The sequence below is a fragment of the Shewanella sp. SM74 genome (assembly GCF_025653725.1).
Classification (GTDB): domain Bacteria; phylum Pseudomonadota; class Gammaproteobacteria; order Enterobacterales; family Shewanellaceae; genus Shewanella; species Shewanella oncorhynchi.
Map to the genome: position 1 here is coordinate 121,312 of NZ_JAKKRZ010000014.1, position 19,984 is coordinate 141,295.

19 protein-coding genes and 1 pseudogene are annotated in these 19,984 nt (G+C 44.8%); 11 read left to right on the forward strand and 9 right to left on the reverse strand.

Annotation, left to right across the window (positions count from 1 at the left end):
• The 5 genes from menE to L5M49_RS15380 form a co-directional block, all read right to left on the reverse strand.
• Window positions 1–1,440, reverse strand: a complete 1,440-nt coding sequence (gene menE / locus L5M49_RS15360; protein WP_411568990.1) for an o-succinylbenzoate--CoA ligase — start codon at window positions 1,438–1,440, stop codon at window positions 1–3.
• Window positions 1,406–2,512 carry an o-succinylbenzoate synthase gene (gene menC, locus L5M49_RS15365; protein WP_263266365.1) on the reverse strand — a complete coding sequence of 369 codons (1,107 nt, stop codon included), beginning with the start codon at window positions 2,510–2,512 and terminating at the stop codon, window positions 1,406–1,408. Before menC ends, menE begins: the two co-directional genes overlap by 35 nt.
• Window positions 2,513–2,538: 26 nt before the next feature.
• The gene (menH, locus tag L5M49_RS15370; RefSeq protein ID WP_263208732.1) at window positions 2,539–3,327 is read right to left on the reverse strand and encodes a 2-succinyl-6-hydroxy-2,4-cyclohexadiene-1-carboxylate synthase; all 789 of its coding nucleotides are present in this window, start codon (window positions 3,325–3,327) and stop codon (window positions 2,539–2,541) included.
• On the reverse strand, window positions 3,327–5,048 hold the full coding sequence (menD, locus tag L5M49_RS15375) for a 2-succinyl-5-enolpyruvyl-6-hydroxy-3-cyclohexene-1-carboxylic-acid synthase (protein WP_263196362.1): 1,722 nt from the start codon (window positions 5,046–5,048) through the stop codon (window positions 3,327–3,329). Before menD ends, menH begins: the two co-directional genes overlap by 1 nt.
• Before the next feature lie 185 nt (window positions 5,049–5,233).
• Window positions 5,234–6,202 (reverse strand): LysR family transcriptional regulator, encoded by a 969-nt coding sequence (locus L5M49_RS15380; RefSeq protein WP_263266366.1) that lies wholly within the window; start codon window positions 6,200–6,202, stop codon window positions 5,234–5,236.
• Window positions 6,203–6,611: 409 nt separating this feature from the next.
• On the opposite strand from L5M49_RS15380, the gene L5M49_RS15385 reads away from it, so the two are divergent.
• The 4 genes from L5M49_RS15385 (at window position 6,612) to nrfD (ending at window position 9,257) form a co-directional block, all read left to right on the forward strand.
• Complete coding sequence (locus L5M49_RS15385) at window positions 6,612–7,088, forward strand: hypothetical protein (protein WP_263208737.1); 477 nt, start codon at window positions 6,612–6,614, stop codon at window positions 7,086–7,088.
• Window positions 7,089–7,164: 76 nt separating this feature from the next.
• Window positions 7,165–7,629 carry a cytochrome c3 family protein gene (locus L5M49_RS15390; RefSeq protein WP_173248177.1) on the forward strand — a complete coding sequence of 155 codons (465 nt, stop codon included), beginning with the start codon at window positions 7,165–7,167 and terminating at the stop codon, window positions 7,627–7,629.
• A 3-nt stretch (window positions 7,630–7,632) separates the two neighbouring features.
• Window positions 7,633–8,319 carry a 4Fe-4S dicluster domain-containing protein gene (locus L5M49_RS15395; RefSeq protein ID WP_105250594.1) on the forward strand — a complete coding sequence of 229 codons (687 nt, stop codon included), beginning with the start codon at window positions 7,633–7,635 and terminating at the stop codon, window positions 8,317–8,319.
• Window positions 8,316–9,257, forward strand: a complete 942-nt coding sequence (nrfD, locus tag L5M49_RS15400) for a cytochrome c nitrite reductase subunit NrfD (RefSeq protein ID WP_105250593.1) — start codon at window positions 8,316–8,318, stop codon at window positions 9,255–9,257. Before L5M49_RS15395 ends, nrfD begins: the two co-directional genes overlap by 4 nt.
• Before the next feature lie 269 nt (window positions 9,258–9,526).
• Here the strand turns inward: nrfD and L5M49_RS15405 are convergent, their stop codons facing one another.
• Complete coding sequence (locus tag L5M49_RS15405; RefSeq protein WP_006079646.1) at window positions 9,527–9,958, reverse strand: Lrp/AsnC family transcriptional regulator; 432 nt, start codon at window positions 9,956–9,958, stop codon at window positions 9,527–9,529.
• A 251-nt stretch (window positions 9,959–10,209) separates the two neighbouring features.
• On the opposite strand from L5M49_RS15405, the gene yjeH reads away from it, so the two are divergent.
• Together yjeH and L5M49_RS15415 are read left to right on the forward strand one after the other, a co-directional pair.
• The gene (gene yjeH / locus L5M49_RS15410; protein WP_263185129.1) at window positions 10,210–11,472 is read left to right on the forward strand and encodes an L-methionine/branched-chain amino acid transporter; all 1,263 of its coding nucleotides are present in this window, start codon (window positions 10,210–10,212) and stop codon (window positions 11,470–11,472) included.
• A gap of 288 nt (window positions 11,473–11,760) precedes the next feature.
• Window positions 11,761–12,585 (forward strand): HDOD domain-containing protein, encoded by an 825-nt coding sequence (locus tag L5M49_RS15415; protein ID WP_263266367.1) that lies wholly within the window; start codon window positions 11,761–11,763, stop codon window positions 12,583–12,585.
• A 177-nt stretch (window positions 12,586–12,762) separates the two neighbouring features.
• On the opposite strand, the gene L5M49_RS15420 is transcribed toward L5M49_RS15415, so the two are convergent.
• On the reverse strand, window positions 12,763–13,224 hold the full coding sequence (locus L5M49_RS15420; RefSeq protein ID WP_105250590.1) for a TerB family tellurite resistance protein: 462 nt from the start codon (window positions 13,222–13,224) through the stop codon (window positions 12,763–12,765).
• Window positions 13,225–13,324: 100 nt separating this feature from the next.
• Window positions 13,325–13,855 carry a DUF2780 domain-containing protein gene (locus tag L5M49_RS15425; RefSeq protein ID WP_168827259.1) on the reverse strand — a complete coding sequence of 177 codons (531 nt, stop codon included), beginning with the start codon at window positions 13,853–13,855 and terminating at the stop codon, window positions 13,325–13,327.
• A gap of 190 nt (window positions 13,856–14,045) precedes the next feature.
• Between L5M49_RS15425 and L5M49_RS15430 the strand changes: the two genes are divergently transcribed.
• Together L5M49_RS15430 and L5M49_RS15435 are read left to right on the forward strand one after the other, a co-directional pair.
• Complete coding sequence (locus tag L5M49_RS15430; RefSeq protein WP_105250588.1) at window positions 14,046–14,753, forward strand: hypothetical protein; 708 nt, start codon at window positions 14,046–14,048, stop codon at window positions 14,751–14,753.
• Between the two features lie 33 nt (window positions 14,754–14,786).
• Window positions 14,787–16,265: a DUF4145 domain-containing protein gene (locus L5M49_RS15435; RefSeq protein ID WP_263147478.1), complete on the forward strand. Its 1,479-nt coding sequence runs from the start codon at window positions 14,787–14,789 to the stop codon at window positions 16,263–16,265.
• 22 nt (window positions 16,266–16,287) lie between these two features.
• On the opposite strand, the gene L5M49_RS15440 is transcribed toward L5M49_RS15435, so the two are convergent.
• A complete protein-coding gene (locus L5M49_RS15440; RefSeq protein WP_173497987.1) occupies window positions 16,288–16,635 on the reverse strand; it encodes a hypothetical protein in 348 nt (115 codons plus the stop codon).
• Window positions 16,636–17,011: 376 nt separating this feature from the next.
• Between L5M49_RS15440 and L5M49_RS15445 the strand changes: the two are divergent.
• The 3 genes and pseudogenes from L5M49_RS15445 to L5M49_RS15455 form a co-directional block, all read left to right on the forward strand.
• Window positions 17,012–18,882, forward strand: a pseudogene (locus L5M49_RS15445) (methyl-accepting chemotaxis protein).
• A 483-nt stretch (window positions 18,883–19,365) separates the two neighbouring features.
• Entirely contained in the window at window positions 19,366–19,797 is a 432-nt protein-coding gene (locus L5M49_RS15450; RefSeq protein ID WP_263266368.1) for a hypothetical protein, read from the forward strand.
• 30 nt (window positions 19,798–19,827) lie between these two features.
• Window positions 19,828–19,984, forward strand: a 157-nt coding sequence (locus tag L5M49_RS15455) for a transposase family protein (protein WP_263266371.1), incomplete at its 3' end; no start/stop codon positions are given.

Consider the following 19,984-nt stretch of genomic DNA (forward strand, 5'->3'; position numbering starts at 1 on the left):
TCAGTGTTTAACAAGATTAGCTATCAAGGCTTTTCTATTTACTTTCAGCCCTGCCTGCTCATGATTTTCTGGCCATACATAATACTGTCTTGGGCGTTTGAAGCGGGCGATTTTGTCGGCGAGGAACAATTCGAGTTCACTTGCAATCGACTCTGTGAGATGAGTTAAACTGCCGCGAATGATGGCGGCAGGGAGATTGCCAAATTGTACATCTGGTATGGCGAAAACGATTGCATCGTCTATTTGTGGATGTTGTTTAAGCGCGGCTTCGATTTCTTCTGGCTGGATGTTTTCGCCGCCGCAGATAAACATATTATCGACGCGACCAAGAATGCGCAGATTACCATTTTCGTCCCATTCGCCCTTGTCTTTGGTGTAAAACCAGCCGTCTTGTTCAACGCACTTTTGTATTCCATCCGCGGTGAGATAGCCCATAAACAGGCATGCGCCGCGCACCAAAATCACACCATCTTCGATTTTAAGCTCACGCTTGGGGAGTAATTTGCCACTGCTGCCGTCGCTAAAAGCGTGACCTGTGGTGATCTGCGAGCCCATTTCCGTCATGCCGTAACTGGTGTAACTGGCGATATTGCGTTGCTTAAGTTGTTGGAGTAAGTCGATTGAGACTGCGCCGCCACCAAGTAATAAGGCTTTGATACTTTTAAGCTTGCTGCTCGTATCGGCGAGTAACTTGCTCAGTTGTGTGGGAACGAGAGATATGTGAGTCAACTGATCTTGGTCAATCTGCTGACCAAGGCTAAGCGCTTGATCTGGCAGGACAACACTGGCACCGACTAAGGCACAGCGGTTTAATATCGCAAGACCGCCAATATGGAATAAGGGCAAGGAGAGTAGCCAAGCATCACCTTGTTCGAGTGGGATTAAGCTGCGGGCACCTTCGGCATTGGCAATATGATTCGCTAAGCAATGCACCGCCGCTTTGGGAAAGCCACTAGAGCCTGAAGTTAAAATCACATTAGCTGGACGAGTAAAGTCGACAGGCTGGGCTAAGTCACTGCTAATGCGATTAAAATTTAAGCGCAAGTGATGACAATTCTGTAGTTCACAAACCTCAGCACTCCAAACATAGCGGATCTGATGTTCATTAATTAAGTCTTGGATCTGCGCGAGGGGGAAACGGGGCGAGATAGGAAAAAAGATTGCTCCTATATCGATGCAGGCCCAATAGAGACAAATGATCTCGAGATTATTGCTAGCAATACAGGCGAGCGGCTCACCGTTTGAGATCCTCGCAGCGCTTAGCTGCTGAGCCAGTGCGATAACGCGCTGGCTAAGCCCTGAGTAGCTAATGTCTTGCCCCGCCAACTTGATGGCTGTCTGCTGTGGAAACGCAAGCGCAGCTTGGTGCACGGGTGACAGTGCAAGCGGTTTTGATAGGCTGGCATTAGACAAACTCGTTTCCCTCACTTTTAGCTGCATCATCATTTTGTTGCATTGAATCAATGGTATGCAGTGCAATTGGCTCAAGTTGCGCGAGTGTGAGGCAGTATTTTTTACCCGATGACACGATTAAATCTTGGCTAAAGGCGCTGAGGGTATCGAGCCCAGGGATTTCATCCGGAGTGAGAATCGCGGCTAAATGAGCCAGATCATTAATGCCTAAACTGCTCTCTAGACTCGAACTGATAATGCAACGTACGCCATAGCTTTGCGCCGTATCGATTAAATTAGCTAGTTTTTCGATACTGCCGAGCAGCATAGGTTTGATGACAAGCGCAGTCAGGCCATTTTGCATTACAAACTGGTATTCTGGATCGTTGAGCGATTCATCGAGGGCGTAGGGTATACCAATTGCTTGATAAAATTCATGATTATCATGATGATTCAGGCAAGGTTCTTCAATGTACTCTATGGTCTCTAGGGGCAAGCAAGCGGCAAATTCGATTGCTTGCTCAAGTGTAAACCCTCGGTTCGCGTCTAAACGCAATTTGAGATCGGGGCGGGTACGTAAAATGCCATAAATCAGGCTTAGTTCATCTTCAATTGAAGTTTGCGCGACTTTGACTTTCACCGAACGAACATTACAGCCAAGGGCGGCAATTTTGCTATCGAGCAAGTCTCTGCTCGCATCCGTTGGATGATAAATCAAAGGGACTGTGGCCGTTTGTGGACGGATGGCATCGAGTTTGCCCATTAACTTGGCATGTAACAGACTTAAACCAAAGGCCAAAGAAGGGTAAGGGCTTTGCTCGGCGCATTCCAGCAATGTATCAATATGCTGACCGCAGAGTTGGGGTAATAATCCAGTCAAAGCCGTTTGCACTTGAGTGAGTGTTTCACGGCTGAACCCCATCAAGGCTTGTTCATCGACATCTATGCCAGAGAGTGGGGCAATTTCAACTTCGACTTGTCTATGCTCGCCACCAAGATTAGCGCTGGCACTGGCTTTTAGTACTAATCCCGCTCTGTGATCGATACGTTGCTTGCCGACGGGCAATAATACGTCGAGCGGTAGTCGATATTGATACAGGTTAAGCAAAGTTAATATCATATATTACCTACATTTTAATTCTGTCATTACCCTAGCAACTTCACTATTTTTGAGGTTAATGCCTCGGGAGCAGCTTGGTGTATGTTGTGGCCGGCGCCGTGAATACTATGGACGAGGATGGGCGCGTGTAATTGCCACTCTTGGGCGAGGGCGTGGAACTTAGCATCTTGGTTGCCAGCAAAGAAATGGCACTCACAGGTAAGCTGCAAAGGTACATCCCACATCGATGCTTGGTGTGCGAGTGAGGTGGCTATGAATACCTCTTTAAGCCGCTGTTTAGGATGCAGATCTAATGCTGGAGAACGATGCTCGATTAAGGTTTTTCGTTTGGTAGCCGTCATATCGGCAAATACGGGCTGCTGATACCACAAGCTTAAAAAGTCTTTGCTATTCAGATGCAGTAAACGCTCGGCCCACTGAGTATCATTTTTGATTCTGGCAAGTTTTTCTTGCGGGTCTGTAAGTCCAGGATGGCAGGATTCGAGGTTTAGGCTCAGTAGTCTTTCTGGATAGGCTTTGGCAAGGTGCAGAGCAATACGGCCACCGAGAGAATAACCGTAGAGATGGAATTGACCAATGTGAAGGTCATTCAGGTGTGCCAACACATCTTCAACACATTGGTTAAATCCATTTAATTCGGTTGGCTTCAACTCCCTTTGGTTATCCCCATGGCCCGGCAGATCTAAGCAAATACAGTGAAAGTGCTGGCTTAGCGCAGGCATTAACGGCAACCAGTCGGCCTTAGTGCCTAAAAATCCATGCAGTAGCACTAAGGTCGGTAGTGAAGAATTGCCGTAACGGGCCATGGTTGGCATTAGCTTTGTTTCACCCACAAGTTGAGCTCGGCGATTTGGTCGCTGGCTTGTGTTTGACTTACATTGACTTCAATGATCGAAGCCCCCTGAAAATCCAGCGCTTCATTATAGCTATCTTGAAAATCGGCTAAATTATCCACTTGATTATAGGGCAAATTAAACATAGCTGCGGCGTAGCCAAATTCTAAACCGTGGCTGAGTCGATAATAATCGCTACGGACTTGTTCATTGGGAACGGGCAATAAGTTAAAGATGTTACCGCCATCGTTATTGAGGATCACGATCACCAGCGGGCTGGTTAAGCCTTTAGCGATGGCCAGCGAGTTAAGATCGTGCAGTTGTGATAAATCACCGATGATTAAACTCGTGGGTTTGCCTTCATGGGCCGCAATACCGCAGGCGGTGGCGAGTAATCCGTCAATACCCGATGCGCCACGATTAGTATAAGTGGTTGCCGTACAACAACTGACAGGGGCATACATGTCGTACAAGCGTACAGGCAGGCTGTTGCCGATAAAAAGCTGCTGTTCTAGCGGACGAGTATTGGCGATGGCGCGCACAACTTGTGCTTCACCAAATTCCCCTTGGTCGATATTGCGCACAAATAAGTTATGCAATTCATCGTTATAGGTGATTAGGGTATTCGCCCAGTTTGCCGAGGATGAGCGATACCAATTTAAGGCTGCAAACTGCTGTGCATTCGCGTGCCAAATGTGTTTAGCATTGTGGCTAGGGTCAAGCCTGTCTTGTTCTGGTAAAACCTGCCAATAGCTGTGCCAATTTTGCTCGGCGAGATAACCTATCAAGCGTTTTGATAATAAACGGCCGCCGAATACGAGTACACGATCCGCTTCCTGCAATAGATTGCGCGCCCTTGGATGTTGCAGCAGTTGATCAATATTACCTATTGCCGCGGGATGCTGACGCAGTTGCGACTGGGCATCGGTAAGTAATGGCCAGCCGATTTTTTGCGATAGGGCAATGAGCTGTTGTGGATCTTGTTCAGGCGTGAGAGTACCGACAACGATCACCCCTTTACCGTGGACGAACCGCATAATGGCATCGTCACTTGGGCCGCTCACCTGTTTGCTCTTACCGTATTGGGTATACGGGCGTGCGAGCTGTAGCCAAGTTTGCAATGGTTTGAGATAAGGTGATTCGGCATCGAGAATCGCGCCACCGAGTTCACTCGGATACAAGGGCTCCCGGTACATGCAGTTGATATGCACTGGGCGAGTTTGATTCGCCACTGCTTCATCCACTGTGGTAAGCAACGCCTGCGGTGCGATATGTGTATCCGGTGTTGGCAAATTCACTTGAGTGGCATAATTCGCAAAAATTCCCGGTTGGACTATGGCTTGATTAGCACCGCAGCCGAGTAATTCTGGCGGACGATCGCCACTTAAGACGATTAAAGGTACATGGGTCAGCCACGCCTCCACAATGGCAGGGTACAAGTTGGCGACTGCTGTGCCTGAGGTCGTAATGATGGCGACCGGTGCGCGGCTGGCTTTGGCTAGACCTAAGGCCATAAAGCCGAGCCCACGCTCATCGAAATGTAAGTGACGCTGGAGTTTAGTTTGCTGGGCGGCGGCGAGGGTTAACGGTGTTGAGCGCGAGCCCGGCGCCATACACACATGTTGCACGCCAAGACGTGCTAACTCCTCAAGAATAAGGGCGCCCCAAATAAGATTAAGAGTGGCTGTATTTTCGGTCCGCATAGCTGAATCTATTAGGATAAAGATGGGCTTAGTGTAACGTGTTTATGCTCCAAGATGTATGCTTGGTTTAACAATTCTCGAGTGGATCGCATGGGGGCTGAGGTGGAGCCTAAGCTAAGGCAGAGGATGCCTGTCACCTCGTGTATCGGTGGTTTGTTGTTTGGATATGTTGAGCTATTACTTGGCTAGATAATACGATCGACGATTTTTTTAATCTCTCCGCTTAACCATTTCAAGTCCTCATTGATTGCATTAGGCTGATTTTTTTGCACTAAGAAAATCGTTGGGGTTTCTGTATCTGCATATAAACGTTCTGCTTCATACTGCGATAGTTGACACGCATGCAGTTCAGGAACATCGCTCACCATTTCGTAAACTATCCGATAAGGCAATAGGGAGACTGCATTACTTTCGCTTAGATATTCAAACAAACTTGAAATACTGGTAATGGTAATTTCAGTATTGAGTTTAATGCCATTCGTTATGCAAAACTCTTGGTATGGACTCAATTTGGTGCTGGGATTACCAAGATCCGTATTGACATAGGGGTATTCCGCAATCGTTTCTAGGGTGATTTCCCGTTTAAAAATAGGATGATGCCTGCTAGCAATCAGGTAGAGTTTGTCCATACGTTGCAATTCTGTCGTTTGCAGTTTATCGCCGAAGGCGGCAACATCGGCAGCACTTTTATTGCAACAAATACCTAGGGTTGTATCACCATTAATAATGTCTTGAGTCGTATGCATAGACCAAGGGTTTATATTAATGTGCATGGGTTTTTGCTCTTCTTTAATAGCCTGCATCAAGGCCTTAGGGAAGGTGTAGGCAATTAATCCTGGCGCTGCTATTTCGACATGCGTCTTAACTTGGCGAGTGTTTGCTATTCTGGCTTTTTGAAACTTATCAGTACACTCAATTGCTTCTTTTGCAATTGGATATAAATGAGTAGCAAACTCATTTGGGAATAAGCCATATTTACGACGGATAAATAACTCATCACCAAAAATTTCCCGTAGATTTTTAAGGCTACGGCTGATTTTAGGAGCTGGAATGTCTAGCGCTTTCGATACATAGGTTGCTGACTTGTTCTCATATAATGAAACAAGTATTTTTAAACTCAGAATATCGAGGCCATCCATGTTACTAATGTGCATTTTTTATATTCCTTAATATTGAGCAAATACTTAAATCAACGCCTAATTATGGTGCTAATTAATAATTTTAATGTGAAACTAATCCCAAGTTTTGGATCTAGATTTTATCTATGTGTATCAAAGGTTTTTTTGTTTTATTTTTAATGTTTAAAATGGTTTTTCATAAAATTTAAAATTTCAAAAACTAATATTTACATATTTAAAATGCAAATGCTGAATTATCAAGTATCAATATTTGTATTTAAGATTTACATAATTTTGCAATGTGACGCGCAATGTAAATCATTGTTTATATTTAAGTTGTTGTTTGCAAGTGTGACATGCATCAAGAAAAAATAAGTGTTTTAAAATAATACTAAAGTTGCTTTAAAGGAGATAACAAAAAATAAATTAGTTTTTGGAGGCGTGTATGAATACTTCAGTCATTTTCAGCTATGCGTTTATGTACTTCGTACTATTCGTAGCAGTACCATTCGTGTTTGTGATGTTTGTCATGACTTGCATTAAGTTTTTTAAAGCAGGTCCTGATGAAGCCGCACATCATGAGATGAAACTTAAACCAGTATTGTTTGATAAACAAAGCTTCAATTTTTTTAAATCATTAAAAACAGTTGTTGAAGGTAAATACGATGTTTGTTGTAACGTGCCATTAGACACTGTATTTGAGATGGACAAACATGATACGGAATTAAATCATGAATGCCGACTCGATTATGTATTGATCGACCATGATTCATCTGAAGTGAAAATGGTGATCAGTGATTTTGGCAAAGAAACTAACTCACCACTGAAAAAACTGTTTAGCAAGTTCAATATCAGTTTCATTGAAATGAACCAGCATAAACAGTGGGATACTCAGAGTCTTAAGCAAGCCTTGGCTGTGTGATCTTGACCGTCGGGTTCGGAATTATCCGAACTCGACCCCTTCTTTACCTTCCTACGGATAAATGTGAGGACTTCCTATGTCCAAAAGACAATGGCTGTGGTCGTTACGCTTAGGTGCTGCTGCGTTGCTTTTAAGCTTTTCTGCAATGAGTGCTGAGCCAGCCAATCAAATTAACAGTGATGCTTGTATGAAGTGTCACAAGCGTAATGGTCAAATGTTAGGGCATCATGGTCAAGATGCGATGAAAATGAGCTGTTCTTCCTGTCATGGAGAAAAGGGCGACCACCCTAAGAAACCGAATGATATGGTGGTCTTTGGTATGGAAGAATCGTCGGATCTGACGGTTCAGCTGAGAGTGTGTCAGAAATGTCATACCAAGAAAAAACTCAGTGGAGCAGATTGGACGCATAACGTACATGCTCAAAAAGTGCCTTGTGCCGCCTGCCATAAATTACATAGCCCAACGGATCCAATGGCGGATATGACGCCGAAGATTCGCAGTGAGCTATGTAGCAGTTGCCACACTGGCAAGCAGGAGTAGGTTATGGAAAATTCAAAAAGAAGATTTCTAAAAGGCACCTGTGCCTTATTTGCCGGCGCTACAGGTGCATCATTACTCGCCACAGTGAATGCATCGGATAGTGTTAAAGCAGAGCCTGATGTCAAATATGCACTTATTCATGATGAAACTAAGTGTATAGGTTGCCAAGCGTGTGAGGTGGCCTGCCGTGAAGTGAATAATGTACCCGAAGGTGTGTCTAGGCTTCAAATTAAGCAAGCGGGTCCTTTTGGCGAATACCCTAATCAGTTTTATCACTTTAGTCGCAAGTCTTGCCAGCATTGTGAAGACGCGCCCTGTGTAAATGTATGTCCAACGGGAGCTGCATTTATTGATAAAGAAACGGGTATCGTTTCTGTCGATGCATGGAAATGCGTAGGTTGCCAATACTGTATTGCAGCTTGTCCTTATCAAGTCCGTTTTATTAATCCTGTCACCCATGCGGCGGATAAGTGTGATTTCTGCCGAGAAACTAACCTAGCTCAAGGTAAACAACCTGCCTGTGTTGCTGCTTGCCCAACAAAGGCACTCGTGTTCGGTAATTTAAAAGATCCGACTTCTGAGGTTGTTCAAGTTCTGCGGTCTAATCCAACCCAGCGCACTAAGGTTGATCTTGGAACGAGACCTAAATTGTTCCGTATCGTTGCAAAATCAGGGGAGGTGATACTATGAGTGCCCTACATTTTGATACCTTAGTGTGGCATTGGCCGATTGCAATTTACCTGTTTTTAGCGGGTGTATCTGCGGGAGCCATGTTCTTCGCCGTACTGTTGAAACATTTTGTTTTGAAGCAAAACGCCTATCAGTCTGGTTTTGTGCGAGCCGCTTGTATTGTCGCGCCTGTAGCTGTGATGGCCGGGTTAGGGATATTGGTCGCAGACTTAACTAAACCTCTCGATTTTTGGAAGATTTTGGTGTTCTACAACCCTAAATCTGTCATGTCGATGGGCGTGCTTATTCTGCTGATTTACCAAGTATTTATGTTTATGTGGATTGGTTTGACCTTCCGTAAACCTGTTGATGCTTGGTGTGAAACACGCTTTCCTATTGTGCTTAAGTTGACCGCATTATTGGCTCGATTTGAAGCGACAATTACAGGATTGCTCGTGATTCTATCCTTGGCATTGGGCGCGTATACAGGCTTCCTGCTCTCGGCCTTGCCAGGCTATCCCATGCTTAAAAACCCTGTGTTACCTCTGCTGTTTTTGGCATCTGGTTTGTCTTCCGGTGCGGCATCATCTTTACTCGGTGGCGTGTTGATGAATGGTAAACCTAATGACAAAGAGGTGCACTTTATCCACAAGGTTGAAATCCCACTGATTTTAGTTGAAATCGTGCTGATTTTTACCTTCTTTATGGGCTTAGTGCTAACAGGTGGACAGAGTAAAATAGCCGCCTTTAATGCCTTAGGGTATGGCTTCTGGGGATGGATTTTCTGGCTTGGTATTATTGGACTCGGTTTGTCTGGACCATTGGCGATGAATCTGTTTATGACGGCGACATCTAAACGGAAATGGGCCTATGTGGCGGGGACGGCTTGCTTGAGCTTGATAGGGGTATTACTGCTACGTAACTTCATACTCTATACAGGACAAATGACGATCGCTTAAGGCGTGCCGTTAATTAATGACGAAAAAATCATAATAATCAATGGAATCGACGGATCGCGGAAACAATGTCAAAGGAAAACATTGTAGATGAGGCCCTTGCGGCGCTGGCTGAGCTCTCAAGGGTTAAGTCTAGCCGCGGTTGGTTGTGTAACAGGGAGGTCGCTGGGCAAGGATGCCATATTTTACACTTCAATATTTTGCCCTGCCTCCAAACGGGCCTCGCCACCTTATTCCTAAGGGTGGCGTTTCTTGTTTTAGGGAGGCACGATTTACTCGCCGAGGTTATTAATCCATTCACTCATTACCACATGGGTTTTGATCTTGATGATGTCAGTGTGAGTGTCGATATACTCACGGATCTCATGCAGGCGGCGCATCGAAGGCGCATGCACGTACACGAGTAAATCCATATCACCAGAAATACCACGGCAGGTAATCACTTCGGGAATCGCTTGGAATACGTGTACCACGTCGGCGCAACGTGGACATTGATGCTGGATTTCGAAATAAGCCGATACTCCTTCTTTTTGCGACTCACTCAAGAGCACTTGATAGCCACGGATCACTCCCGTTTGTTCGAGCTTTTTTATGCGCTCGGCTACCGCGCTGCGGGAAAGGTTCACCTGTTCGGCGATATTCGACACGCTCTGGCGTGCATCCTGACGCAAACTATGAATGATGGCCGTATCGAATTTATCCAAGGGTGACTCCAGTGAAAATGGCTATATTGAATCTGTGTGTTATTTTGCCATTGGTTTGAATAACCACAGAATTTGCTGAGTATTTTTGCTTAAAATTTTACCAAAATTTAAGCTGGCCGTCATTTTGATGGAAATAACGTTATTTGCCGCGATTTTGCCGGTATTGGACGTGGAGAACACTGAAATTAACGGCAGATTGTAGGGCGAAATCTCATTATACTGACAGCTCAAAAACCACAGAATATTAACAGATGAATTCAAATAGCGGAACTATAGGTCGTTGGCAAGGTGCGGGTTTAATGGCGACCACTTTGCTCGGTACAGGGGTATTTATTTTGCCTCAGATGACTATTGAAAAAGCGCATTCTGGCGCCTTAGTCGCATGGATCTTGTTAACCTTGGCCATTATTCCAGTGGCACTGGTCTTTGGTCGTTTAGCGAGTGTATTTCCACATGCCGCAGGCCCCGCTTACTTTGTCGAGAAAGCCTTTGGTCGCACTGCTGGTCGAACAATTGGACTGATCTTTTTACTGGTTGTGCCCATGGGGGCGCCGGCCGCGATTTTGATGACCTTCCAGTTTGTGAATGCCTTAATACCGATATCTGGTTGGTCCAAGGTTGGTGTTGAAATACTCGTGATTTTTGGCTTGTTTCTGATTAATTTAAGAGGCATCCAAGTGTCGGCTAAGCTGCAATTTGGCCTGACACTTTGCATTGTCGCCGTTGTTGTGGTTTTGTTTGGTGCGAGTAGTTTTCAGCAAGGTCATCTCACGACACTTGCTAGCCATGGTATGCCTGAAATGCCAACCGTGATGATTGCCGCTGGCATCGCTTTTTGGAGTTTCTTGGGTATAGAAGCTATGACGCATCTTGCCGATGATTTTCGTCGTCCGCAGCAGGATATGATCCCCGCTATGATGATGGGCACAGTGCTGGTGGGCGTGATTTATGTGGCTTGTACACTTTTATTGCTATTAGTGCCGACAGATAAAAGTGTTGCCATGATCGGCGTGTTTGACCAACTACTCGGTGGTTACGGCGCACAAGTGATTGGTGTGTTAGGTATCGCAAGTGGATTGGCAACCGTTAACGTGTATGCGGCCAGTGCGGCACGTCTGGTCTGGAGTTTTAGTTGTGAAGGCATTTTACCGCGCTTCTTTGCCGTTAAGAATGCTCATGGTGTACCTATTCGAGCACTTGCTGCGCTGTTATCTGTGATGGCAAGCGTTATCGTACTGACTTATTTTACCGGGCAAGAGTTAGAGCACCTTATTGCATGGAGCAACGGCGTATTTGTGGTGATCTATTTGATGGCTATGCTCGCTGCCGCTAAGTTATTACCACGGCACAATTGGCCGCTGGTGGCGCTGGGTTGTGCGTTTTGCTTAGTATTAGGTTTTGCCCTAGGTGCAAGTATGTCCTACGTGCTTGTGTTGATCTTAGTGGTCGCGCCATTTTTGTGGTGGCAAAAGACCCATATTAGTCGCAAACAAAGTTTGGCGTTACCTGAGTAATATTCGCACCCTCTGGGGCTAAATCAACATGATGGGTTAATTAAAAAAGCCCCGAACTCTTTATTGTCATAAGAGTTTGGGGCTTTTTTGTGTGGCTTAGTGGATTTCGAAACTGGATATGATTGAGTGCGATTAAATTGAATGAAATAAAGAGGTAAACCTTAAGTCTGATGGCCGCCAAGCTTTGTTGCCGAAGGACTGCACATTACTGATATTTAATGTATCTCGGTGAGCGAGGCGATAACTTGTGTTCTATATTTTGATCATTCATACGGAAGGAGAATAAATATGGATTCAGCTGCGTTGCTCAATCGTGTCGATGAGTTACCTAGGTTACCTAAGGCGATCAGTGAATTGTTAGATGCGGTCAATGATGACAATGCGACAGTAAAAAGCATTGCCACTAAAGTTTCACACGATCCCTTAATTAGCGCTAGGGTGTTACGCCTTGCTAACTGTGCCCACTATGGACGCAGTCGAGAGGTTGGCACTATCGATGAAGCTGTTGTGCGTCTTGGGATGCAAACCCTACGAACCTTAGTGCTAGCATCGGCGGTGATTGGTGCCGTCCCTAAGTGTGAAGGAATAGATTTAGCCCAGTTTTGGGGGCAAACCTTTGAGATTGCGCTTTATAGCCAAGAAATGGCAAAGCGTTGTGGCGCAGTCCCAGAAGAAGCTTTTACTTGCGGTATCTTACATCGTATTGGCGATCTATTGATTGTGGCAGTATCGCCTGAAGATGCGGCGAAAATTGCCGAAGCTGTGGCGCAGGGTAAAGATAAGCATCAGTTTGAGCGCGAGTTACTTGGATATGATTCCCCTGATATTGGCGCATTACTAGCGAAAAATTGGAAGTTTACACCAGCGTTAGTGCAAGGCATTTTGTATCAAGACCACCCTAAGGATTCAAACCCATTTTCAAAACTTGCTGCGTTATTATGCTTATCTTACAAAGTTCTAGATGAGTGGGATACGATTGAGGATGATGAAAAAACCAGTTGGTTATCTCAATTAGCGACTAAGAAAGGATTGAAGATGGAGATGGGCGGGCTAAGGACTAAGTTGACTGAATTACACGGTTCGGGATATGAAATCGGTAAAGCGTTAGCTTAGGAGCTTGTTTAGCTTAGTGTTTTGGTGAGTAGGGCGGCAGTAAAAATATTTTTAGCCAAAGAGCGATATCAATTTAGTCTTAAGAAAGCAATCGCGTGAATGGGGAACGGGTGTTTCGCATTCACGCTTTTTTATGGGCTTTTGTTGATTTGCACTTTGATTGAATAGTGGATGTGGCTAGCCAGTTTGTTGGGTTGCAGCTATGGCAAGATTACGCATTTGGATCAACTCGCTGTGTTTGAGGTGCAACAAATCGGCGGTGCGTCGAATGATCTGGTCTTCATATTGGGATAGCTGGCCATCGGCGTAGGCCAGTTGCCACATTGCGAGCAACAATTGCTGCTTTTGCGCTAGGCTAAATTCAGCGTTAATGGCTGAGGTGAATTCAAAGAGTGAGGTCGCGCTGCCTTGTACGCTTTTAGCTTCATCAATCAGTATCTTAGCGTCTACTTCTGACATTGATAAGGTATCGGTTAGCAGCTTAGGTAATAAGGCTTCTTCCTCTGCCGTTAAGGTCTCATCGGCAAACACGACTTCAAGTAACATACTCGCTGCGGCCAGTTTAAGTTGATGTGCCTTGTCTTCAGGGGAGACTGCTTGAGTATGAGCTTCAAAAAATCGTCTTAATTTCGCAATCATATTTGGCGGTTCTCATGCTGGAGGGAATATAAAGTAGAGTCGATTGGGAAGTGAAAGTTCACCCTAAACCTTGTATTGCTTAGGGTGAGGTAAGACTGAATTACAGTAGCGAGTTCAGACCTTTCACCAGTAAGTCTGAGGTGCCTTCAGTGCCATTGGTATCTAAGTAAGACTTAGCTATGTTGATCATTGGCATTGCTAGATCTTTAGAAATGCCCAATTTTTCAAAGGCGTCTAAAACCATAGCACTGCCTTGCAGTGATGAACCTAAATCACCCGCTTTGGATAATAAGCCAGAAACACCCGATTTTGAGTCCAATTTAGGCGCAGCGGCGAGCAAACTATCGGCATTAGGAATGCTGGCAGCCAGTTTTGAGTAGTCGGTTGTTCCTAGGCTTGATTGCGCTAAGCCTAATAAACTGCCTAAGCCACCTTCGGCTTGAGTTTGGTTTAAACCCAATTGTGACATGACGCTGCCAACTAAATCATTCGACTGAGTTGCCGCTGCTGTAGTGGTCGCTTTTTCAGTTTTGGCTTGAGTTCCTGCCAAGTTATCTAACCAGCCTGCACTGGCGGGCGCCGCTAAAATACAAGTGCTGAGGAGGATAGAGAAGGTCAGAGTGTGTTTCATATGGAAGCGTCCTTTGATGGTTTGCGCACGAGTTCGCTGGACAGTTTAGCGGGTTTGTCACTTTTGTTGCAGTAGTTTTCTGTGATTTACGGTTCACACTGGTGATTTCTACTGTGCATTGCCAAGGGATTTTCGGTATCCTTAGCGGCAATTCTAAGTGTTAATTCATTTCAATTATTTGGAAAGTCGCATGTCACTATCCGCAATTTTGTCAGAAGCCTATAACTTCTTCCGTAATCATCTGGCGCAACTCGCTATGCTGACGATCCCATTACTCTTGATCCAAGTGGGGATCCAGTTATGGCTTGGTATAGAGATGAGTAAAGTTGATCTAGAAAACCCACAGTTTGGCGCGCCGCATATGATCGCCATGATGCTGTTACTACTTACTTTTTCGGTATTAATTGCCGCTTTGACTCTGTTTTTAGAACTGCGCTCACAAGGGCATAGTCCTTCAGCGGGAGTGGTGTTGAAGGCGAGTTTACCTTTTGTTCCACCATTATTATTGGCTGGGGTGTTTTCTGGTCTAGCGATTTTAGCACCAGTGATGCTGTTTGCCGCCTTCGGTCCTGTGTGGCTGGTAGGATTGGTAATTAGCTTCTATCTCTTTGCGCGTTTAGCCTATGTGAACTTTATGGTTGTGGTTGAGCGCTTAACACCGCTAGAAGCGATTAAGGGTAGTTTTAGTTTTAGTGGCCCTATCGTACTGAAAACCATTGCATTATTGATGTTATATTTACCACTCTCAGTCATAGGTAGCCAGCTTTCTGGGTTAGCGTCCATGGGCGGATTACCTGTGCAAATGTTAGCGGATACTTTTATGTCTTTTATTGGATTATTCGTTAACGTCGCTTTGTTCCGCTTATATATGGTGTCGAAAAAACCAAGCGTCGAATAGTGCAACATCAATTCAGCCTGCAGGGAATCACTCATGGGGACGAAAACAGTCATTAAGGATAGTGAGTTTATCCACGATTTTTCGGTCTCCTTGAGTGATGATTACCTCAAGGCGAAAAGCTATGTGCAGGATGTGCCGACACAGTCGCTGCTGCACATTCGCAGTTTTACCCATAAACTTACAGAGTTACTGGGGCAAGATAAGCAAATCGCGTTTTCCAGTCCGAATTTATACGATAGGATCGAACAGCTAAATCAGCGGCGCGTGATTGATGTGAAGACCACTCGTGCCCTGCATCGATTGCGTGCCGACGGTAACCGCGGTGCTCATCCTGAGAAATACCATCTCACCCAAGAACAATTACTCGCGCTAGCGCAAAAATCCATTAAAGATGTCCTGACTTTAGTTGAGCACTTGTATCCTAAGGTTAAAGGTCGAGTTGCCCCTGACTACTGTTATGAAGCGACTGACGCAATGACGGTGAGGGACTTATGTTACCGCGCTGTGATGGAAGATGACCCGCAAGCGCAGTATTTGGTGGGGATATCGTTTAAGATCAAGGCTTTGATACTGAAAGAACAAGAACTGCTCAAAGAGCAAGAACTTGCGGCAGAAGCCGAAGCTATATCAAGCCAAGATTTATCCACAGTTTCACCTCTAAATACCATTTCTCACATTAGCGCAGCTGACAGTTTTGCCCGAGCGGCCTATTGGTTTTCCCTTGCGGCACCTAAGCACATGGAAGCCTTACATGAGCATGGCGTAGCACTGATCCACGGTTATCAAGGCGCGCCAGAAGTGGCTAAAGGTGAACAGATCATTGCCACTGCAGCAGCAGCAGGTGTGGTCAATGCGATGGCGTTATTGGGATATTTTTATCTTGTAGGCAGTGAGTCGTTTCAACCCGACAGCAAGTTAGCACAGCAATATTTACAAGGTGCGGCAGATGGCGAGCAAACCGAAGCGATGGCGAATCTAGGTGTATTGCATTACCAGCAAAAGAACTTAACTCAAGCTTATCATTTTATAAGCAAAGCCGCGCAAGCAGGTTATCCCCATGCTCAGTATCATTTAGCATTAATGCTTGCCAATGGAGATGGTTGTACTCGAGATATGATTGCCAGTGAGCATTGGATGGCCGAAGCTGCCGAGCAAGGACAACTCGATGCTATGCTCACGCGGGCGCAACATATGCTCAATGATGACAATGCCTTTGGCAGTGATTTGACTCAAGCTGAGGATTATTTGCGCCAAGTGATCAAATATAGCCACAGTGTGCCTGCGATGATTGAGCTGAGTATGGCACTGGCCGACGGTATCTTAGGGCGAATTGATGTCGTTGGATCTGCGGCTTTACTTAAGCTGGCACGGCAAAATGCCAATAAAAAAGAGGCGGATATTATCGAGCCTCTGTGGCGTTCACTGGTATTACAGATTGAAAATGTGCTTGAGGTAACCCAAGATCCCGCCGAAATTCATAGCCTTAAACGCGCCCAGACCTTACTCGCTTGAGCGCAGTTTTGCTTCGATTGAACTAGTGTTCATCCTCTTTATGCTCAAAAGTGCGCCCTTGATGGCGTGCCGCATTAGATTCCCTAACAATAGTGTCAGATCCATAAACCTGACTCTGCGGCTCCTCTGTCGCGTGGGCATGCTGCGTTGCGTTTGCCTGAGCCTGATTAAATTTAGCCAACTGACGTGCCATATAAAAACGGCTAAATAGGACTAAACAACCGAGCGCAATGGCGCCAAATAAGAGCACGAAGGGCAATAAAAATAGTGATAAACAAATTAGGCTAATGCTAATTGCCATCGCTAACCAAGCCCGTGGGCCAGAAATTCGGGTCTGCAGTGGGCTCTGTTGGAACTGTTGAAAAATCATAAGAACTCCTCGATAGGCAGTGGACATTTAGTGTGCAATAGCGAGTGCGTCTAGGTCACGTTAATCTTGATTAATTTACTTTATTTTACTCCAGAGGCCATTTGGGTGTTGCGCATTACTTTGATATGTGATCGCATGCCTATCTATATGTTGTTGCTCGAATAACGGTTGGTTAATTATATGTGTTTGCTAAAATCTTTTTGATGTAAATCTGAGCAATTTCTTTGCTAACTGTACAGAATATGAGAAAATTCAGCTCAAATTTAACTGCAGTTTTAACTCAGTTAGCCGCCTTATTATATTGGTTGTAAATGTTCGTTCGACCCGCTCAAACACCCTCTTGTTTCACTGCTTTGTTAATTAATTAGACGCCAACATGAACTCATATTCGCTCAAGCAAAAAATTCTGTTCTCTGTCGTGGCAGCCCTTTCACTCGTGATTGGTTTGTTGTCATGGCAAAGTTATTCCAGCCAAAAATCCCAGCTGTTACAAAACAGCCTAGAACAAGTGCAGCGCTTAGGTGAACAGCAGGCTGAGCGGATCCAAGAATGGTTGGCTGGCCGCCAAGATATTATGGGAGCCCTGGCGAACAAAGTTGAAGGTGACAGCCTCAATACACTTCAACAAGCACAGGCATCGGGCCGTTTTCAGCTGACCTATTTTGGCTCTCAAGCAGGGCAAATGTTGGATTCTGATCCGAGTATTGATCGTACGGGCTATGATCCTCGCAGCCGCCCTTGGTATCAACAAGCCATCAGTGAACGCGGTCTTATTTTGACAAAACCTTACGTGGATGTTGCATAAACATTCTGGTTGTGACTATGGCGCAGCCTACCGCACAAGGTGTTGTGGGTGGTGACTTATCTATCGCAAGCCTAGTTGACGGTGTTAATCGGATGAAGTTACCGGCAAACGGTTATGCCATCATGATGCACAAAGACGGCACAGTGATCGCTTATAAAGATCAAGCTAAGACGATGAAACCTATAGGTGAAATCGACAACGAGCTTAATCGCAACTTACCGGAACAGAGCCGTGCAGCGGGCACTCTGTTGCCTATGTATTTTGAAAATGAAGGACGTGACAAATTAGTCTGGAGCGTTGATATCCCTAATACAGATTGGGAATTAGTGTTAGTGCTTGATAAGGAAACGCTAGAAGCGCCATTGTCTAACCTATTACTCACTCAATTGGGTCTCTCTGCACTCGTACTGTTGCTGAGTGTGTTAGCCATTTCTTGGTTAGTTGGCATGTTACTGGGTCCTCTGAGTCGAGTATCGCAAGCTCTTGCGCGTATTGCCGATGGTAATGGTGATTTAACTCAACGTATTTCAGTCGACACTCAAGATGAAGTGGGCGTGCTTGCCGACAGCTTTAACCGCTTTGTGGGCAGTCAACATCAGCTGATCAGCCATATTCGCCAATTAGCGAATGAGTTAGATGCCGATGCTGAACGTAGTCTTGCCACCACGCAAACTTCAGTTGCGGAGTTACAACGTCAACAGCAAGAAGTCGCTATGGTCGCGACTGCGGTAACTGAAATGGCGAGTGCGACTAATGAGATCGCAGCCAATGCTGAGAACACGGCAACAGCGGCTCAACAGTCTGCAGCGAGCAGTTTACAGGGCAAAGAGTTAGTGAATAAAACTCGTAACTCGATTAATTCACTCGCAGATGAAGTGACTCAAGCAACGGATGTCATTGGCGATTTAAGTCGTCACGCTAAGTCTATCTCGAGTATTCTGGCGACAATTCAAGGGATTGCAGAGCAAACTAACCTGTTGGCGCTTAACGCAGCCATTGAAGCGGCTCGTGCTGGCGAGCAAGGCCGTGGTTTTGCGGTCGTTGCCGATGAAGTTCGAGTACTATCGCGCCGCACACAAGATTCGACTCAGGAAGTACATACCACGATTGAAACGCTACAACGCACTACCGCTCGAGCAGTCAGCTTGATGGAAAGCAGCCAAGTATTAGCGGGTCATAGCGTAGAAGATGCCAATGCGGCGGCAAAAGCCCTTGAAGAAATTACGCAAGCGGTCAATGTGATTTCAGATATGGCAGGCCAAATTGCTACCGCAGCGGAAGAACAGACTCAAGTGACGGGTGAAATAACCCAGAATACGGTTGCGATTAAAGATGTGACCGATGAGATTACCGCATCGGCCATGGCAGATTTGGCACAGGCGAGGGGCTTAAAAGCTCGCGCTAATGACTTGAATGCGCAAGTCGCGACATTTATTCTTTAGTTGCCTTAACTCGATTTTTTGAATAATAGATATTTAAGTAAATTTCAATCGTAGGTTTACAATAACTAATAGTTTTCCTCCGCGCCTTAGACGGCGCGAAGGTATTACTTTTTAAGTTTTTTGTGACGAGACAATAGTTAGTTGATTATACCTTTATTTAAAGGTGCCATTCTGTTTAATTTTTACAAGACTTTAAAATCAATTAATAAATATTTTAATTTGCAATTTTTGGTTGAATTTAATTTTTAGTTGTTTGCATTAATATGCATTTTAAGCCTTTTTAATGTTTTGCACTTATTTAAATTTAGCTAATTTAGTTTGTTTTTTTAACTTAAATTTATTCTTTAATTTATTTATCTTTCATGGTCAACGTGAAATAATTAAGTTATTTTACGTCTCTAAGTAAACTCACTGCTGCTAAAAATAGCTGTTGTTATATTTGGTCGGTATGGTTATCAGGTCTTTATTTGTGAAAAATATATTATGAAATCATTTTCATTAAAGCAGAAAATTCTTTTTTCCGTTATTCTTGCTCTTTCATCTGTCATATTATTATTATCTTGGCAGAGTTATTCAAGTCAGAAGAAAGTCTTACTAGATGTGAATTTAGAGCAGGCTCAACGACTTGGTGAGCAGCAAGCGCTACTTATCAGTGAGTGGCTCGTAAGCCGTCAGCAAATTGTTAAAGGAATCGGTGGGCAGTTGAGTCATGACATTGTGCAAGCAATGAAACAGGCTAAGCAATCGGGAGGGTTTGAATCGACATATTTTGGTGAGTCTAACGGCAATATGAGAGATTCAGAGCCTGCAACTGACTATACAAATTATGATCCTCGTACACGACCTTGGTACCAAGACAGGGCGGGATCATACTTTGTTAACAGTAGGGAACTTCTTCCTATCTGCATGATCTGATCGGGCATGTTATTCTACTGAGCCTAATCCATGTCCTTATTTGAACACTTGAAACTCATCGAAGACCCTCGCTCTCACATCAACCTAGACCATGATTTAGTTGATATTATTTTTCTTGTTTTAGCCGCAATCGCTTCAGGTTGTGATGGCTGGCAAGCTATTGAAGAATTCGGCCAAGAGAATCTAT

Excerpts from the sequence above, each read along its gene's own strand:
- L5M49_RS15440 (WP_173497987.1), bottom strand. The coding sequence starts at position 16,635 with ATGATTTTTCAACAGTTCCAACAGAGCCCACTGCAGACCCGAATTTCT.
- L5M49_RS15425 (WP_168827259.1), bottom strand. The coding sequence starts at position 13,855 with ATGAAACACACTCTGACCTTCTCTATCCTCCTCAGCACTTGTATTTTA.
- L5M49_RS15395 (WP_105250594.1), top strand. The coding sequence starts at position 7,633 with ATGGAAAATTCAAAAAGAAGATTTCTAAAAGGCACCTGTGCCTTATTT.
- menH (WP_263208732.1), bottom strand. The coding sequence starts at position 3,327 with ATGCCAACCATGGCCCGTTACGGCAATTCTTCACTACCGACCTTAGTG.
- L5M49_RS15435 (WP_263147478.1), top strand. The coding sequence starts at position 14,787 with ATGGGGACGAAAACAGTCATTAAGGATAGTGAGTTTATCCACGATTTT.
- yjeH (WP_263185129.1), top strand. The coding sequence starts at position 10,210 with ATGAATTCAAATAGCGGAACTATAGGTCGTTGGCAAGGTGCGGGTTTA.
- L5M49_RS15380 (WP_263266366.1), bottom strand. The coding sequence starts at position 6,202 with ATGCACATTAGTAACATGGATGGCCTCGATATTCTGAGTTTAAAAATA.
- nrfD (WP_105250593.1), top strand. The coding sequence starts at position 8,316 with ATGAGTGCCCTACATTTTGATACCTTAGTGTGGCATTGGCCGATTGCA.
- L5M49_RS15390 (WP_173248177.1), top strand. The coding sequence starts at position 7,165 with ATGTCCAAAAGACAATGGCTGTGGTCGTTACGCTTAGGTGCTGCTGCG.
- L5M49_RS15385 (WP_263208737.1), top strand. The coding sequence starts at position 6,612 with ATGAATACTTCAGTCATTTTCAGCTATGCGTTTATGTACTTCGTACTA.
- L5M49_RS15420 (WP_105250590.1), bottom strand. The coding sequence starts at position 13,224 with ATGATTGCGAAATTAAGACGATTTTTTGAAGCTCATACTCAAGCAGTC.
- L5M49_RS15430 (WP_105250588.1), top strand. The coding sequence starts at position 14,046 with ATGTCACTATCCGCAATTTTGTCAGAAGCCTATAACTTCTTCCGTAAT.
- menD (WP_263196362.1), bottom strand. The coding sequence starts at position 5,048 with ATGCGGACCGAAAATACAGCCACTCTTAATCTTATTTGGGGCGCCCTT.
- L5M49_RS15450 (WP_263266368.1), top strand. The coding sequence starts at position 19,366 with ATGAAATCATTTTCATTAAAGCAGAAAATTCTTTTTTCCGTTATTCTT.
- menE (WP_411568990.1), bottom strand. The coding sequence starts at position 1,440 with ATGCAGCTAAAAGTGAGGGAAACGAGTTTGTCTAATGCCAGCCTATCA.
- L5M49_RS15415 (WP_263266367.1), top strand. The coding sequence starts at position 11,761 with ATGGATTCAGCTGCGTTGCTCAATCGTGTCGATGAGTTACCTAGGTTA.
- menC (WP_263266365.1), bottom strand. The coding sequence starts at position 2,512 with ATGATATTAACTTTGCTTAACCTGTATCAATATCGACTACCGCTCGAC.